Consider the following 15,302-nt stretch of genomic DNA (forward strand, 5'->3'; position numbering starts at 1 on the left):
GGGTCGTGCGCGGGCGAGCCTCGGGCATCTGCTATGAGCAGATCCGCTCACGGCAGATCCGGTCGTCGCCACCCGACCCGAGGGCTCAGGGTGGAGACATGAGCGACGACCCGAAGAGCCCCATCCTCCTCGAACACACCCGACGCGACCTGTACACGCAGCGCGTGCTGCTGCTCGACGGACCGTTGGACGACGACAACGGCACGCTGCTCACCACGCAGTTGCTGACCCTGGCGGCAGAGGACCCGAAGGCCGACATCGCGCTGTGGATCCATTCGCCCGGTGGCTCGGTGCCGGCGATGCTCGCGATCCGCGACGTCATGCGGGTGATCCCGTGCGACGTATCCACGCTGGTGCTCGGAATCGCGTACAGCGCGGGCCAGTTCCTGCTCTCGGCGGGCACCCGCGGCAAACGCCGGGCGCTCCCGCACTCCCGGGTGCTGATGCACCAGGGCTCCGCGGGCATCGGCGGCACGGCCGTCGACATCGAGTTGCAGGCCAACGACCTTCGGCACACCCGCGACACGGTGCTCGGCCTGATCGCGGAGGACACCGGGCAGCCGGCCGAGCGCATCTTCGAGGACTCGCTCCACGATCGCTGGTACACCGCGCGCGAAGCGCTCGACTACGGCTTCATCGACTCGATCGTGGCGGACTTCGCCGAGATCGCGCCGCGCGGCCCGCGCCGCCTCACCACCAACGCCGGCTTCCAGGGGACCCTGTCATGAGCACCTACGCCATTCCGAACGTGATCACCCGCGACTCGCGCGGCGAGCGCATCATGGACGTGTATTCGCATCTGCTGGCGGAGCGCGTCGTCTACCTCGGCACCGCGATCGACGCGGGCGTGGCCAACGCGCTCGTCGCGCAGTTGTTGTTCCTGGAGGCGGACAACCAGGACCGCGAGATCCAGTTCTACATCAACTGCGAGGGCGGCGACCCCAGCGCGATGCTGGCGATCTACGACACGATGCGGTATGTGCGCTCTGAGATCGCCACCACGTGTGTCGGCCAGGCGGTCGCGGTCGGCGCGGTGTTGCTCGCGGCCGGCGCGCCGGGCAAGCGCGCCGCGCTGCCGCACGCGCGGGTGGTGCTGCACCAGCCCGCCGCGCAGGGTCGCGGCACCATCCCGGATCTGATCCTGCAGGCCGACGAAGTGGTGCGGGTGCGGGCGGACATCGAGCAGATCCTGTCCCGGCACACCGGCAACAGCACGGCCACCCTGCGCGCGGACACCGATCACGACCGGGTCTTCACCGCCGAGGGCGCGAAGGAGTACGGCCTGATCGACATGGTGCTGGAGGAGCGGTGACGCGCTGACACCGACGTAACCGGCCCGGCGCGCCCCAGCGCGAGTCTTCAGCCCCCGTCGGGCGTTGCGGCGTGAGCGCAGCGAGGAGCCCGAAGGGCGGATGCCGTGCATCGGCGTGCCGGAGAAGCAGGTGCATCGTGGTTTGATTCGCCTGTTTCTCCGGGGCGGTGAGGTGCGGTGCCGGGCGTCGTGGAGCTCGGCAGGGGTCTGAAGACACGCGCCGGCGCCGTAAGGGCGTGCGGTCAGGCCGCCAGGCCGAACGCGGCGCGGCACACCGGGGCGGAACGGCCCGTCGGGCGGGCGCGCGTCAGGATGTCGGCGACGGCGATGGTCAGGTCGCCGAGGGTCACGTCGAGCGCGCCACCGAGGGCGGCGATCATCTCGCTCGACGGCTCCTTGATGCCACGCTCCACCTCGGAGAGGTATTGCGGCGACAGACCGGCCCGGCCGGCCGTCTCGGCTAGGGTTTCGCCGCGTTCGTGGCGCAACGATCGCAGGTGTTCGCCGAGCACGTGTCGCCACAGCGGCTCGCGGTCCGGAACGGGGGCCGGGCGGCGAGGCGCGGCCGTCGGCGCGGGCGCGGCGGGCGCGGGCGCGAGGTGCGCGGGCGCCGGCGCGAGGCGTGCCTTGTCGTCGGTGCGGGGCGAAAGCGGTGGAGCGGTCTCGGCCATGGTTCATCGTAGGCCGCGACCCCGCGCCGTTTCCGCGTTGTCCGCCGCGGGCGAAATCGGCGAGCCGCGCGGGGTGTCCGTCGGTTGCCCCCGGCGGGCCGCTCATGGGGGCGCCGGCCGCCGATTTATCTCAACGTTCATTAAGTTGACGTTCACCGAGTTTCGTGGTTTTCTCTTAGCGCTAAGACACACCAGGCGCTCAGAGGGAGCCCGTCATGACCACCGCCCCATCCGATCCGACCACCACCAACACCACCTCGACGGTTTCGCTCAAGCGCTGGCTCGCCGTGATCGCCCTCGCGGTCGGCACGTTCTCCGTGGTGACTGTCGAACAACTCCCGGTCGGCCTGCTGACCTCCGTAGGCGGATCGCTCGGGGTGTCCGAGGGCCTGGCCGGCCTCATGGTCACCATCCCGGGCCTGGTCGCCGCCGCGACCGCGCCGATACTTCCCGTCCTGATCGGCCGACTCGACCGCCGGTTGGTCCTCCTCGCGCTGATCACCCTGATGGTCGTGGCCACCCTCGGCTCGGCGTTCGCCCCGAACTTCGCCGTCCTGCTGGCCACCCGGTTCCTGGTCGGCATCGGCATCGGCGGGTTCTGGGCCCTCGCGGCCGGCCTCGCCGTCCGCCTCGTGCCCGAGGCGCACATCCCCCGCGCCGTGGCGATCACCTTCGGCGGCGCCACCGCCGCCAACGTCCTCGGCGTGCCCGCCGGAACCCTGATCGGCAACCTCGCCACGTGGCGTGTGGCCTTCCTGTCCGTCGCCGCGCTCGGCCTGCTCGTGATCACCGCGCTGGTCTTCCTGGTCCCGCCGATCCCGGCCGGCGAACCGGTGCGACTGCGCGCCCTGCCCGCCCAGTTCCGCAACCCGGCCGTGCGTACCGGCGTGCTGGCCACCTTCCTCCTGGTCAGCGGCCACTTCGCCGCCTTCACCTTCGTCGGTCCGGTCCTGGAGGACGTCTCCGGTCTGGACAAGGGCATGGTCGGCCCCCTGCTGCTCGGCTTCGGCATCGCCGGCATCGCGGGCAACTTCCTCGCCGGCACCGCCGCGGCCCGCAACCTGCGCGGCACGATCGTGGCGATCAGCGCGGTACTGGCCGGTGTCCTGGCCCTGTTCCCGCTCCTGGGCACCACCCGGGTCAGCGGCGCGGTGATGCTCCTGCTGTGGGGCCTGGCCTTCGGCGGCGTGCCGGTGAGCGTGCAGACCTGGATCCTGCGCTCCTCGGCCGCCGAGGACACCGAGGCCGCGACCGCCCTCAACACCTCGATGTTCAACCTGGCCATCGCCCTCGGCGCACTGCTCGGCGGCATCGTGGTCGACGCCATCTCCCCCACCGGCATCCTGCTCGCCGGCGCCGTCCTGACCGCGCTGACCTCCCTGGCCATGTGGCGCACGAGGCGCAGCTGAACGCCCGGGAGGGCGGTTGTGGTCCAACCTCCCGCCCATCCATCGAAACGTCGTGTGGCCCGCCGAAATCCTCGGCGGGCCACACGGCGTTCCACGCCTCGCGAAGACAGCGGCCGGATGGATAACACGAGGGTTAATCGTGGTTGCGTGATCCGCCGTTGTTCGAAGCCGGCGCACCCGCGAATCTTGAGGTGTCGGAAAGAACGGCACGGCGGAGCACCAGGGAAAGCCACCGCTCCGACACCCAACACCCCACCGTCACAAGGGAGTTCATCATGGCTGCCATCGACCACACGCTCGCCGCCGCCTCGACCGCCACGGCCCGCACCCACAAGACCGTCGGCCGCTGGCTGACCGCCGGCGCCGTCACCAACACCCTGATGGCCGGCACCTACGTCGTCTTCTCCGCGGGCGTGATGCCCTGGCTCGGCACCAAGAGCGACGCCGACTTCGTGACCACCATGCAGAACATCAACACCGGCATCGAGAACCCGCTGTTCTTCGCGGTCTTCACCGCTGCCATGGCCGCCCCCGCCGTCGCCGCCTGGAAGCTCCGCAAGCTCGGCGGCGGCACCGCCATGAAGTGGGCCCTCGCCGCCCTGGCCCTCTACACCACCACGGTCCTGACCACCTCGGGCATCAACGTCCCCCTCAACCAGATGCTCGCCCACGCCGGCAGCGCCGACCCCACCAAGACCCGCACCGACTTCGAGACCACCTGGAACATCTGGAACGGCATCCGCGCCGTGCTGTCCACCGCCGCCGCCGTCGCCATGGTCAAGGCCGTGCGACTGTACCGCCGCTCGGCATGACGCCCGAACCGCTCCGCGGGGTGCGGGCATGGGGAATGACCTTGGGGGTTCCGGTGATCGGGTCCCGGGTGATGTCGCAGGGGAGGGCGAAGACGTCGTGGACACGTTCGGCGGTCAGGACCGCGTCGGGTGGGCCCTCGGCGACGATGCGGCCGGACTTCATCACGATCAGGTTCGAGGCGAAGCGGGCGGCCTGGTCGAGATCGTGCAGGACGGCCGCGATCGTGCGGCCCTCGTGGTTCAACTCGGCGCACAGCTCCAGGAGTTCGTACTGATGCGCGATATCCAGGAAGGTGGTCGGCTCGTCGAGCAGGATCACCGGGGTCTGCTGGGCGAGCACCATCGCGATCCACGCCCGTTGCCGCTGCCCGCCGGACAGGTCGCCCACCGGGGTGTCCGCCAGGTCGGCGAGGCCGGTGCGGTCGAGGGCGAAGGCGATCGCGCGATCGTCGTCCGGGGACCACTGGCGCAGCAGCGTGTGGTGCGGGTATCGGCCGCGGCGGACCAGGCCGCGCACCGTGATGCCCTCGGGGGCGATCGGGCTCTGCGGCAGCAGCGCCACCTTGCGGGCGAACTCCCGTCCCCGGTATGCGTGTACGTCCCGACCGGCGAGGGTGATCGTGCCGCCGACGGGACGCAGCACCCGGGCGAACGACTTGAGCAGCGTGGACTTGCCGCAGCCGTTGGGGCCCACGATCACGGTGAGGCCGCCGTCGGGGAGGTCGAGGTCGACGCCCTCGACGACGGGGATGCGACCGTACGACAGGGTCACGTCGCGGGCGCTCAGCCCGACGAACGTCGGGGCCGGTTCGGCGGTCACAGTCGACCACTCCTCCACTCGCGGGTCAGTAGGAATCCGAGGTAGGCCCCGCCGAAGGCGAGGGTGTAGATGCCGACGGGAAGCGGTTCGACGTACGGCAGTTGCTGGGCGGCCAGGTCGGCGACGGTCAGCAGCAACATCCCGACCAGGGTGGAGAGCACCAGGTGCGGACCGGATCCGCGGGTCAGCCGGCGGGCGATCTGCGGCGCGGTGAGCGCGATGAAGGCCACCGGACCGGCCACGGTGACGGCGCCCGCGGAGAGCACGATGGCCAGGACCACCGCGCAGGTTCGGGCCCGGCCCGGGTTGCCGCCGAGCGAGCGGGCCACCTCGTCGCCCATCTCGCCGAGATCCAGGTGCCGGGACAGGACCACGGCCGGGACGGCCACCACGAGCAGGACCAGGCCGATGGTCGTGGCGTCGTCCCAGGAGCGGGCCGCGACACTGCCGTTGACGTACGCGCTCAGCGCGCTCGCCTTGTCCCGCTCGACGACGTAGACCACGTACTGGGTGATCGCCGTCCCGATCGCGGCCACCCCGATCCCGGCGACGACCAGCCGCCCCGGGTCACGGAACCCGGTACCGGTGGCCAGGTACACGATGCCCATCGCGCCGGTCGCCCCGAGCAACGCGCCCAGCCACACGGGCGCGCCGCCGGGCATGGCGAGCGCGAAGATCGCCGCACCCGCGCCCGCGCCACTCGCGAGCCCGATCACGTCCGGACTGGCCAGCGGATTGCGGGTGGCCGTCTGGAACAGCGCGCCCGACAACCCGAACGCCGCTCCCGCACCCAGGCACACCACGAGCCGCGGCCCGCGCAACCGGTTCAGGACGAACTTCTCCTTGCCCTCCGCACCGCCGAAGATCGCCGGCAGCAGGTCGCCGGGCGCGATCCCGAGCCGCCCCAGGGTCAGCGTGGCGACGGCCGCCGCGACGGTCAGCACGAGTACGACGATCGCCGCGAGCACGGTGACCCCGCGTACGGGCAGCGCAACCAGGTTCCCGATCCGCAGATGGCCGCGCGGCCGACGCACCTCGACCGACACACCCGCACCGCCTTCGAGTTCGGCCTCGACCGTGCTCATGTCGCCGGCCGCATGCGCCGTACCGCGACCAGGAGCGCCGGCGCGCCCACAAAGGCCGTGACCACGCCCACCATCAACTCCTGGGGGCGGAGCAGGACCCGGCCCAGCACGTCGGCGAGGAGCAGCAGGGCCGGTCCGAGCAGAGCCGCAAAGGCGATCTGGCGTCGGAAGTCGGTGCCGACCATGGCCCGCACGATGTGCGGAACTCCCAAGCCGACGAAGGCGATCGGGCCCACGGCGGCGGTCGCCGCGGCGCTCGCGACGGTGGCCGCGGCCAGACCGCCGGCACGCAGTACGGCCGGGTTGCCGCCCAGCGCGGTGGCCGAGTCGTCGCCCAGGGCAAGGGCGTTCAGCCCGGGGCCGAGCAGCAGCGCGGCGGCCAGACCGAGCCCGGCGAGCGGCAGCACCGACCAGAACACGTCCCACCCGCGCCCGCCCAGCGCGCCCACGACCCAGTAGCGGTAGCTGTCGAACACCTTGGGTTTGCTGAGCGCGACCGCCTGGATGTACGCGCCGAGCACCGCCGACAGCACGGCGCCGGCCAGCACGAGGCGCACGGTGCCGCCGCCCGCGCCGCCCCCGCCCAGGATGTGCACGAACCCGCCGGCGAGCAGCGCGCCGGGCAGCGCCCACCACATGGCCGCCCAGCCGCCGGTGGCGCCGGCGAAGGCGGTGCCGGTCACGATGCCGGCCGCCGCACCCGCGTTGATGCCCAGAAGTCCCGGGTCGGCCAGAGGATTTCGGGTGACGCCCTGCATCAGGGTGCCGGCCACGGCCAGACTCGCGCCGGCGAGTACCCCGAGCGCGGTCCGGGGGTAGCGGCTCTCGACCACGGTGGTCAGGTACGGCTCGCCGTTGCCGGTGAGCACGTCGACCACGTCCCCGAAGGACGTCGTCCTGCTGCCGAACATCACGCTCGCGAAGAGCGCGACGAGCAGCAGGACGAGGCACCCGATCAGGAGAGCGGTGGTCCGCAACACCCCGCCGTCGGCGACTTCGTTGTCGGCTTTCATGCGCGTCGGTTCGGTCGGGGCTACTTGCCGGCCTTGGCGACCGCCGCGTCGATCTGCGGGAGGTAGCGCTGGATACTCCACGGCACGGTCAGCGGGTTGATCATCGACGACGCGGTGACGAACGGGTTGTCGTTGCTCGCCACGACGGCGCCGCGCTTGACCGCCGGAATCGACGCGTAGAGCGGCTGGGCCTCGATCTCACGGCGCGTCTTGTCGTCGGTGTAGAAGGTGAAGACGACGTCACTGGCGGCGAGTTTGTCGGCGTTCTCCAGTCCGATGACCGCCGAGTCGGTGCCGTCGGTCTCCGGGAAGGTGTGCACGATCGGGTCGACCTTGAGCCCGAGCGAGGAGACCACGGAGACCCGCTGCTCCTCGGGCTTGAAGACACCGAGCGTGCCGGGGCCGGTCGTGTAGATGTAGGAGAAGGTGACGTTCTTGTAGTTCGGCCGGCTCGCCGCCGCGTCCGCCAGCTGCTGCTTGATCCCGGCGGTCAACTCCTTGGCCCTGTCCGGCTGTCCGAGCGCCTTGCCGACGATGTCGATCTGCTGGTCCCAGTCGGTGCTCCAGGCCTTGTCGGGGTACGCGACCGTGGGCGCGATGTCCTTCAGCAGGTCGTACTGCTTCTGCGTGATGCCGGACCAGGGCGCGAGGATGACGTCCGGGTCGAGCGCGGCGACGGCCTCGATGTCGAGTTCCTCGCCGCCCTTGAACTGCTTCGGCAGCTTGCCCCCGGACTTGGTGACCGCCTCGTGGATCCACGGCAGATAGCCGGACCCGTCGCTGCCCCACGCGTAGCTCTCGATGCCGACGGGGACCCGCCCCAGCGCGATCGAGGTCTCCGCCGAGCCCTGCCCCAGCGTCACGACCCGCTCGGGCTTCTTGGTGATCGTGGCGGTGCCGAGGGCACTTTTGATGCTGACCGGGAAGGTACCGGGGACGCCGGCGGCGGGGGCACCCGCGGACCCGGCGGGGCGATCGGTCCCGGCGGACTTGTCGTCCTTGTCGTCCTTCGATCCACAGGCACCCAGCACGAGCGCCATGACAACCGCCGCGACGGGCGCCACGAATCGGCGGCGAACCCTGCCCTCGAACCGGAGAGACATCGATGACCTCTTTCTGCGTACAGCCCGAAAATGTCGCGGCTTGTTAGGACAGCCTAAGCTAACCTCTCGATCTTCCTTCACGCACCCTCGGCGCCGATGGTCCGTAGGCTGGATGTCGTGAAGACTCCGCTGCTGCACGAGCGTTTTCCCACGCATCAGCCCGATGCGCCGTTCTTCCATTACCTCCCGCTCGGCGAGCGCCCGACCCCGGTCGGCCGGCTCCCCGGGCTCGCGGACGGCACCGCCGACGTGTGGATCAAGGACGAGAGCGGGTTCGGCGATCTTTGGGGCGGCAACAAGGTCCGCAAGTTGGAGTGGGTGATCGCCGAGGCGCTGGGGCGGCGGTCGCCGACCATCCTCACGTTCGGGGCGCTGGGCACCAACCACGGGTTGGCGACGGCGCGGTTCGCCCGCGCGCACGGGCTCGACGTCGCGCTCGCTCTGGTGGACCAGCCGGTCGACGAGCACGTGCGCCTGCAGACGGAGCGGCTCGAGGCCTCCGGGGCGACGATCCACCGCACCCGCACCAAGCGCCGCACCAGGCTGCTCGCGCCGTGGCTGATCCTGCGTCACGGACGGTTCGTCGGCCGCCGGTTCAGGCCCGCGTACGTCCTGCCGACCGGCGGCTCGTCACCGGTCGGGATGCTCGGGTACGTCGAGTGCGGCCTGGAGATCGGCGTACAGGTCGACGCGGGCGAACTCCCCGAACCGTCGCACGTCGTGCTCCCGGTCGGCAGCGGAGGTACGGCCGCGGGCCTCGCCGTCGGACTGCGCCTGGCCGGCCTGCGCACCCGCGTGACGGGGGTCGTGGTCAACGATCAACTGCCCCTGGATGCCGAGCGGATCACCAAGATGGCGAACAAGACCGCTCGACTGCTGCGCAGACGGACCGGCGACTTCAGGGTCGAGGGCCTGCGTCCCGAGGACGTCACGATGACCCGCGAATGGTTGGGCGCCGGCTACGGGCATCCGACACCGGAGGGCGAACGCATGATCCGCGACAGCCGAAGGATCGGCGGCCCGGAACTCGAACCGGTCTACACCGCGAAGGCGTTGGCGGCCCTGCGCGACCTGAACGCACGCGGCGGACTCGGCGACGGAACGGTGTTGTACCTGCACACGCACGGGCCGCGCTGACCCTCCGGCGGGCGCCGAGTGGCGGCCGGACCCGCGCTAGCCGGTGGCGGACGGTGTCGGTGTGGGCACGGTCGATGCCGCCGCGTGGCAGGCGCCGGCCCCCTCGGCTCGGGTGAGGATCCGGCCGGCATCGATGCGGATCGCCGTCTCGGTCGCGTCGCTGACCGCGGACACCCCGGCCGCCGCCGCGACCGCGCCCGATTCGTCGCACACCACTCGCAGTCGCGGCCAGGCCGCGCGCGGGAACGCCCGCCGCAGACAGTCGCACAACTCGGCGAGGATCAACCGGGCCAGCGGGGTCAACTCCTGCGGATCCCCGGTGACCATGACCAGGGTCACCGCCGCGCCGGGCGGCGTGGAGCGTACCGCCTGCTCGGCCGCGGCGAGTCGATGCAGGCCCAGGATCGCCACCAGACCGGCGTCGAGCAGATCGGCGGGCTCGGCCCGAACCAGGTCGAACGCCGGTGGCGGCACCCAACGTTCGTCCACCCGATGCGCGGGCGCGACCACGGCCGGCGGCGACCACCAGTCGCCGAGCCGCAGGCCGGCCAACCGCTCGCAGGCCGTGACGATGTCGAATGGCTCCACGAACCCCGGTGCCACGGCGGCCATTTGACTCGCCCCGTGCAGCGCGGTGAGCACCGTCTCCGCCAATCGCACGCGCCGCACCGGCGGCGCCCCGGGCACCATCTCGGGCGGGTCCAGGCGCTCCAGCGCGAGCGCCACCAACAGCGCGTCCAGGTTCATCAGTTGGTGATACGGCAGGCGCATGCGCTCGTCGGACAACACCTCGGGGATCAGGTCCGACCCGAGCCGGGCCAGGTCGTGCGGATCGGTGTCGGCGTGCGGCAGCCGCGCCACCCAGGCCCGGGCGAGCGCGCCCAACGCCTCGCGCATCGTCGTGCCCGGCGGCGCCGAAACGAACTCGCCGTGACATTGGGCAAGTTCGGCAAGGACCGCCAGGTAGAGCGCACGTTTGCCGGGGAAGTTGGAGTAGACGGCGCCTCGGGTGAGTGCGGCCCGTTCGGCGATGGCATCGATCCGGGCGGCGCGGAAGCCGAATTCGGCAAATTCGGCGCGAGCGGCGGCCAACACCCGGCCCCGCGTGCGCTGTTGCGTCTCCGCCCTGCTCAGCCGGGCCATCGCTCTCCCTGTCCGGACGCCCCGCCCAGGCGCACCGCCGTTCCCCGACGGTCAAAGTACCGTACTATCCGGATGGTGAGACCATCTGTTGCGACCACTTGACGTGCGCCGGCCGGGTCCGAACGCCGGCACGGAGCACATTCGGCCGCGCGCCGGAGGGGACGGGTCCGAGGTCATGGCACGCATCGGCGACGGTGAATTCTTGATGAAGTGCTCTTTCTGCACGAAGACCCGAAAGCAGGTGCGAAAACTCGTCGCCGGACCCGCCGGCCTGTACATCTGCGACGAATGTGTCGGCCTGTGCAACGAGTTGATCGACGAGGAGCCGGTCCCGGACCACGACGCGCCCCGGAGCGGCGACCTGCCGGTCCCGGCCGAGATCCACCACTTCCTCGGCCGCTACGTGATCGGACAGGAGGCCGCCAAGCGCACATTGGCGGTCGCCGTCTACAACCACTACAAGCGGGTCCGGGCCGGCGACCACCGGGCGGGCGCGGTCGAGGTGGCCAAGTCCAACGTCCTCCTGCTCGGCCCCACCGGTTGCGGCAAGACCTACCTCGCCCAGACCCTGGCGAAGTTACTGGACGTGCCGTTCGCCATCGCCGACGCGACCACCCTCACCGAGGCCGGCTACGTCGGCGAGGATGTCGAGAACATCCTGCTCAAACTGCTGCGCGCGGCCGACTACGACGTCCCGCGCGCCGAGACCGGCATCGTCTACATCGACGAGATCGACAAGATCGCCCGCAAGGGCGAGAACACCTCGATCACCCGCGACGTCTCCGGCGAGGGTGTGCAGCAGGCGCTGCTGAAGATCCTGGAGGGCACCGTCGCCGCGGTGCCGCCCCAGGGCGGACGCAAGCACCCCAACCAGGAGTTCATCCACATCGACACGACGAACGTGCTGTTCGTCGTGGCCGGCGCGTTCGCCGGACTGGAGCGCATCATCGACGAGCGCGTGGGCAAACGCGGCATGGGCTTCACCGCCGAACCGCCCGCCGGACCCACCCGGTCCGCCGTCCCGGAAGGCGACGTGTTCGCCGGTGTCATGCCGGCCGACCTGATCGCGTTCGGCCTCATCCCGGAATTCGTCGGCCGACTGCCGATCGTCGCGCGGGTGACCGGCCTGGACCGGACCGCGTTGTTACGCACGCTCACCGAGCCGAGCAACGCGCTGGTGAAGCAGTATCGGAAGTCGTTCCTGATGGACGACGTCGAACTGGAGTTCAGCCGCTCGGCGTTGGAGGCCATCGTCGATCGGACCCTCCTGCGCGGCACCGGCGCCCGGGGGCTGCGCGCGATCATGGAACTCGTCCTGCGTCCGATCATGTACGACATCCCCGGTCGCACGGACGTGGCCAAGGTCGTGATCAACGAGCGCACGGTGACCGACGGCGTCGAGCCGATCGTGGTCCTGCGGCAACCCCCGCACGAGAAGTCCGCGTAGCGGCGGTTCGTCGCCCATCACGAATACCCGGCACCCGTACCGCCCGCCGCGCCCGGGTGTTCAGCCGTGCGTGTGCGAAGGCCGGTGTTCCGCCCGCCAGGCGTCCGTGGCCACGCCGGACATCACGATCATCACGATGTCCTCGGCCAGTGTGTCCGTGATCGGCAGGTGGCCGAACAACGCCCGGTAGTAGGTGGTGGAGGCCAGCAGGTCCAGGAGCAGGTCCAGGTCCGTGTCCGGCCGGATGTCGCCGCGCGCGATCCCCCGCCGCAGCGCCGCCGCCGTGGCGGCGCGGCGCGGATCGAACAGTCGGGCGAAGAACGTCTGGGCCAGCGCCGGATCGGCGGCCAGGTCCGCGACAAGGGCCGGCCACACCCGCCGGGTGCCCGGTCCGGCGAAGGCCGTGGTGAGGGTGGCGATCCCGACGATCAGATCGCAGTGTGTGCATCCGGTGTCGGGTGTGGGGGCATCGCCCATCGCGGTCACCAAGGCGTCGATCACCAGGTGCCGGCGGGACGGCCAGCGGCGGCGGATCGCCGGCTTGGTGGTGCCGGCCATCACGGCGACGCCTTCGAGGGTGAAGTCGGCGTAGCCGCCCTCTTCGAGCAATCGCATGGTGGCCGCAAGGACCGCCTCGTCGATGCGGTGGTCGCGGGGGCGACCGCGACCGGTCGTGATCGGTCGGACATCGGAGGTGGCCATGGTCACGAGTATAGATCGGATCTAATATCGTTCTGTTCCGGAACGGAACATAAATGGAATCGACCCGGGAGCCGACCTTGGCAGCCGAACGGCAACGCGAACTCGAACCGCAGCCCCACACGGACCCACACCCGGCGGACCTCGCCGCGGCGCGCACACCCGAACCTCCCGAGGAGGCCGCCCCGCCCCCGAAGCCCCCGGGGCGCGCCGGGGCCTGGGACCGCGAGCATCGCCCGTTGTCCCTGGGCCTGCTGATCTCGGTGGGTCTGGTCGCCTTCGAGGCGATGGGCGTCGTCGCGATCATGCCCCGCATCGCCCGCAGCCTCGACGGTTTGGAGTCGTACGGCTGGGGCCTGTCCGCATTGATGCTGGCCAGCGTGCTGGGCGCGGTCGTCGCGGGCGGGGCGGGCGACCGGCTCGGCCCCCGGCGTCCCCTGGCGGTGGCCCTCGCGCTCCTCGCCGCCGGCTGCGTACTGGCCGGGGTCGCGCCCACCTGGTGGGTCTTCGTCGCCGGCCGATTCGTCCAGGGCCTGGGCGTCGGCGCCGTGATGGGTCTGGCGTACCTGGTGATCGGTCTGGCCTACGAGGACCACCTGCAGGCCCGCATGGTCGCCCTGACCTCCTCCGCCTGGACGCTGCCCGCGCTGGTCGGCCCGGTCGTGGCCGGCGCGCTGGCCGATCGGCTCTCGTGGCGGGCGCTGTTCCTGCTGCTGCCGATCCCCGTCGTGCTCGCGGCGCTGCTCACCCTGCCCGCGCTGCACGGGTTGGGCGGGTCCGGGAACGAACCGGCGAAAACCGCGGGTGCGGCCGACGGCGCGGCGCGGGGGCGCGGATTGCGACGGCTGCCCGATCTCGCCCTGAGCCTGGTGCTCGCGGCCGGGACCGGGATCATGATCGCGGCGTTCGAGTTCGCGGCGTTGGTCCCGGTGATCGTGCTCGCGGTACTGGGCGCCGTCGTCGCCGTGCTCGCCTATCGCGCCCTCACCCCGCCGGGGACCATTCGTGCCGGGCGCGGGCTGCCGGCGGGCGTCGCCATGCGCTGGTTGCTGGCGGGGGCCTACTTCGGCGCCGACACCTTCCTACCGCTCGGGCTGACCGAGTTGCGCGGGCTTGGCACCGTCGAAGCGGGCCTGGGGCTGTCGGCGGGGGCGCTGACCTGGGTCGCCGGATCGGCCCTCCAGGCCCGCTGGGACGACCGGCACGGTGCCCGACTGCGCCCGACTCACGCCGTGCTGGGCAGCATCGTGTTGTGCGCGGGCATCGCGCTGTTGGCGTGCGCCGTTCTGGTGGACACGATCCCGCCGCTGGTGGCCGTAGTGGGCTGGGCGATCGGCGGGTTCGGCATGGGCGTGGCGTACAACGCGTCTTCCGCCGCCGTGCTCGCCCAGGCCCCGGCGGACCAACAGGGCCGCACCGGCGCGGCGTTGCAGTTGTCCCAGACTTTCGCCGTCGCCGTGCTCAGCGGCCTCGGCGGCGGCGCGGTCGCCCTCGCCCACACGCACGGCGCGGGCCTGGGTACCGCCCTCGGCGTCACGTTCGGCCTCACCGCCCTGCTGGCGCTGATCGCCGTCCCGACGGCGCTGCGGATCCGGACGACGGCGGACCGCGCCGCAGGTTGAGCGCCCGGATCGGCGGCGGGCGGCGGTTCGGCGCCGAGCGTGCCCGCTCACGCTCGACGCCGGACCGGGCCTTGGAAGGGGTGGCGATCAGCGCGCCGGCAGGTCGAAGTTCCAGCCCTTGGCCTTGAATTCGGGGATCAGCCGGTCCACCGCGTCGACGGTCTGCTGCCGGTCGCCGCCCGCGTCGTGGAGGGTGACCACCCCGGTCGGGGTGATGCCGTCCCGCAGTCGCTGAAGGAGCACGTCGGTGCCGGGCAGTTCCCAGTCGCCGGGCATCAGGGTCCAACTCAGCGGACGCAGGCCGAGGTTCGCGGCGACGGCCGGCGACTGGCCCCAATTACCGTACGGCGCCCGGAAGTACGGGATCTCCACACCGGGCACGGCGGCGCGAATCTGCGCGTCGGTCTGCTTGATGTCCGCCTCGATCTCGGCCGGGGAGACCGTGGTGAGGTCGCGGTGGCGGTAGGTGTGATTGCACAGGGTGTGGCCGTCGGCGACGATCGCGCGCACCTGCGCCTGCTGCCACTCGACCTGCTCGCCGACCAGGCAGAACACCGCCTTGACCTGGTGCTTCCTCAGCACCTGGAGCAGTTGGGGGGTGTACTGCGGGCTGGGCCCGTCGTCGAAGGTGAGCGCCACCTGGTTGCCGGGGTGGGCGGTCGTGGTGACCAGGGCCGGGCTCACCGGCCCGGCAGCGGGGGCCGCCGTGGCGGCCGGGGAACCGATCCAGGCGGTGGCCACGCACACGAGTAACGCGGTGAGGGTCGCCAGGCGACGACGGCGTACTCGGGGGTGACCGGTGTGAAGACTACGCATCGCGGGGTCGTTCCTTTCGATGGAGCGTGGATCGTCGTGCAGCAGTGACGTTTTTTCCGGCCGGGATATCGCCGCGGCGGAATAGCGGAACCGCATGGGCGCGGAATCGACGGAATGAACCGCCCGTGAACGGAATCCATCCGGAACACACACAGGGCAGAGCCTTTCGGTTCCGACACCGGCGGCCTGGATTCAGCGTAGCTGTATGTGTTC

The 15,302-nt window shown here is 71.3% G+C and carries 15 protein-coding genes; 7 read left to right on the top strand and 8 right to left on the bottom strand.

The annotated features are described in order from the left end of the window. The first annotated feature begins 98 nt into the window (after positions 1-98). Together ACWGR4_RS26825 and ACWGR4_RS26830 are read left to right on the top strand one after the other, a co-directional pair. Positions 99-728: a ClpP family protease gene (locus tag ACWGR4_RS26825; protein WP_380000356.1), complete on the top strand. Its 630-nt coding sequence runs from the start codon at positions 99-101 to the stop codon at positions 726-728. Further along, positions 725-1,312 carry a ClpP family protease gene (locus ACWGR4_RS26830; RefSeq protein ID WP_380000358.1) on the top strand — a complete coding sequence of 196 codons (588 nt, stop codon included), beginning with the start codon at positions 725-727 and terminating at the stop codon, positions 1,310-1,312. The genes ACWGR4_RS26825 and ACWGR4_RS26830 overlap by 4 nt, the downstream gene beginning before the upstream one ends. Before the next feature lie 242 nt (positions 1,313-1,554). On the opposite strand, the gene ACWGR4_RS26835 is transcribed toward ACWGR4_RS26830, so the two are convergent. Further along, entirely contained in the window at positions 1,555-1,983 is a 429-nt protein-coding gene (locus ACWGR4_RS26835) for a helix-turn-helix domain-containing protein (protein ID WP_380000360.1), read from the bottom strand. A 215-nt stretch (positions 1,984-2,198) separates the two neighbouring features. On the opposite strand from ACWGR4_RS26835, the gene ACWGR4_RS26840 reads away from it, so the two are divergent. Together ACWGR4_RS26840 and ACWGR4_RS26845 are read left to right on the top strand one after the other, a co-directional pair. After that, positions 2,199-3,392: an MFS transporter gene (locus ACWGR4_RS26840; RefSeq protein WP_380000362.1), complete on the top strand. Its 1,194-nt coding sequence runs from the start codon at positions 2,199-2,201 to the stop codon at positions 3,390-3,392. 275 nt (positions 3,393-3,667) lie between these two features. Beyond that, positions 3,668-4,204 carry an anthrone oxygenase family protein gene (locus tag ACWGR4_RS26845; RefSeq protein ID WP_452130276.1) on the top strand — a complete coding sequence of 179 codons (537 nt, stop codon included), beginning with the start codon at positions 3,668-3,670 and terminating at the stop codon, positions 4,202-4,204. Here ACWGR4_RS26845 and ACWGR4_RS26850 read toward each other — a convergent pair. From ACWGR4_RS26850 to ACWGR4_RS26865, 4 genes are read right to left on the bottom strand one after another with little or no spacing between them, the layout of a single operon-like run. Then, on the bottom strand, positions 4,170-5,024 hold the full coding sequence (locus ACWGR4_RS26850; RefSeq protein WP_452130277.1) for an ABC transporter ATP-binding protein: 855 nt from the start codon (positions 5,022-5,024) through the stop codon (positions 4,170-4,172). The two genes, ACWGR4_RS26845 and ACWGR4_RS26850, sit on opposite strands and share 35 nt — an antisense overlap. Continuing rightward, on the bottom strand, positions 5,021-6,109 hold the full coding sequence (locus ACWGR4_RS26855) for a FecCD family ABC transporter permease (protein ID WP_452130278.1): 1,089 nt from the start codon (positions 6,107-6,109) through the stop codon (positions 5,021-5,023). The genes ACWGR4_RS26850 and ACWGR4_RS26855 overlap by 4 nt, the downstream gene beginning before the upstream one ends. Then, a complete protein-coding gene (locus tag ACWGR4_RS26860) occupies positions 6,106-7,122 on the bottom strand; it encodes a FecCD family ABC transporter permease (protein WP_452130279.1) in 1,017 nt (338 codons plus the stop codon). The genes ACWGR4_RS26855 and ACWGR4_RS26860 overlap by 4 nt, the downstream gene beginning before the upstream one ends. A 20-nt stretch (positions 7,123-7,142) precedes the next feature. Then, on the bottom strand, positions 7,143-8,225 hold the full coding sequence (locus tag ACWGR4_RS26865) for an iron-siderophore ABC transporter substrate-binding protein (RefSeq protein ID WP_452130280.1): 1,083 nt from the start codon (positions 8,223-8,225) through the stop codon (positions 7,143-7,145). Positions 8,226-8,342: 117 nt separating this feature from the next. On the opposite strand from ACWGR4_RS26865, the gene ACWGR4_RS26870 reads away from it, so the two are divergent. Next, a complete protein-coding gene (locus ACWGR4_RS26870) occupies positions 8,343-9,362 on the top strand; it encodes a 1-aminocyclopropane-1-carboxylate deaminase/D-cysteine desulfhydrase (protein ID WP_452130281.1) in 1,020 nt (339 codons plus the stop codon). A gap of 36 nt (positions 9,363-9,398) precedes the next feature. Here ACWGR4_RS26870 and ACWGR4_RS26875 read toward each other — a convergent pair whose 3' ends face one another. Beyond that, on the bottom strand, positions 9,399-10,505 hold the full coding sequence (locus ACWGR4_RS26875) for a TetR/AcrR family transcriptional regulator (protein WP_452130282.1): 1,107 nt from the start codon (positions 10,503-10,505) through the stop codon (positions 9,399-9,401). Between the two features lie 175 nt (positions 10,506-10,680). Between ACWGR4_RS26875 and clpX the strand changes: the two genes are divergently transcribed. Then, entirely contained in the window at positions 10,681-11,952 is a 1,272-nt protein-coding gene (gene clpX, locus ACWGR4_RS26880) for an ATP-dependent Clp protease ATP-binding subunit ClpX (protein WP_452130283.1), read from the top strand. Between the two features lie 60 nt (positions 11,953-12,012). On the opposite strand, the gene ACWGR4_RS26885 is transcribed toward clpX, so the two are convergent. Next, a complete protein-coding gene (locus ACWGR4_RS26885) occupies positions 12,013-12,654 on the bottom strand; it encodes a TetR/AcrR family transcriptional regulator (protein WP_380000382.1) in 642 nt (213 codons plus the stop codon). Between the two features lie 53 nt (positions 12,655-12,707). On the opposite strand from ACWGR4_RS26885, the gene ACWGR4_RS26890 reads away from it, so the two are divergent. After that, entirely contained in the window at positions 12,708-14,273 is a 1,566-nt protein-coding gene (locus ACWGR4_RS26890) for an MFS transporter (protein WP_452130284.1), read from the top strand. Between the two features lie 87 nt (positions 14,274-14,360). Here ACWGR4_RS26890 and ACWGR4_RS26895 read toward each other — a convergent pair whose 3' ends face one another. After that, on the bottom strand, positions 14,361-15,089 hold the full coding sequence (locus ACWGR4_RS26895) for a polysaccharide deacetylase family protein (RefSeq protein WP_452130285.1): 729 nt from the start codon (positions 15,087-15,089) through the stop codon (positions 14,361-14,363). Positions 15,090-15,302: the final 213 nt, after the last annotated feature.

The sequence above is a fragment of the Embleya sp. NPDC055664 genome (assembly GCF_053618075.1).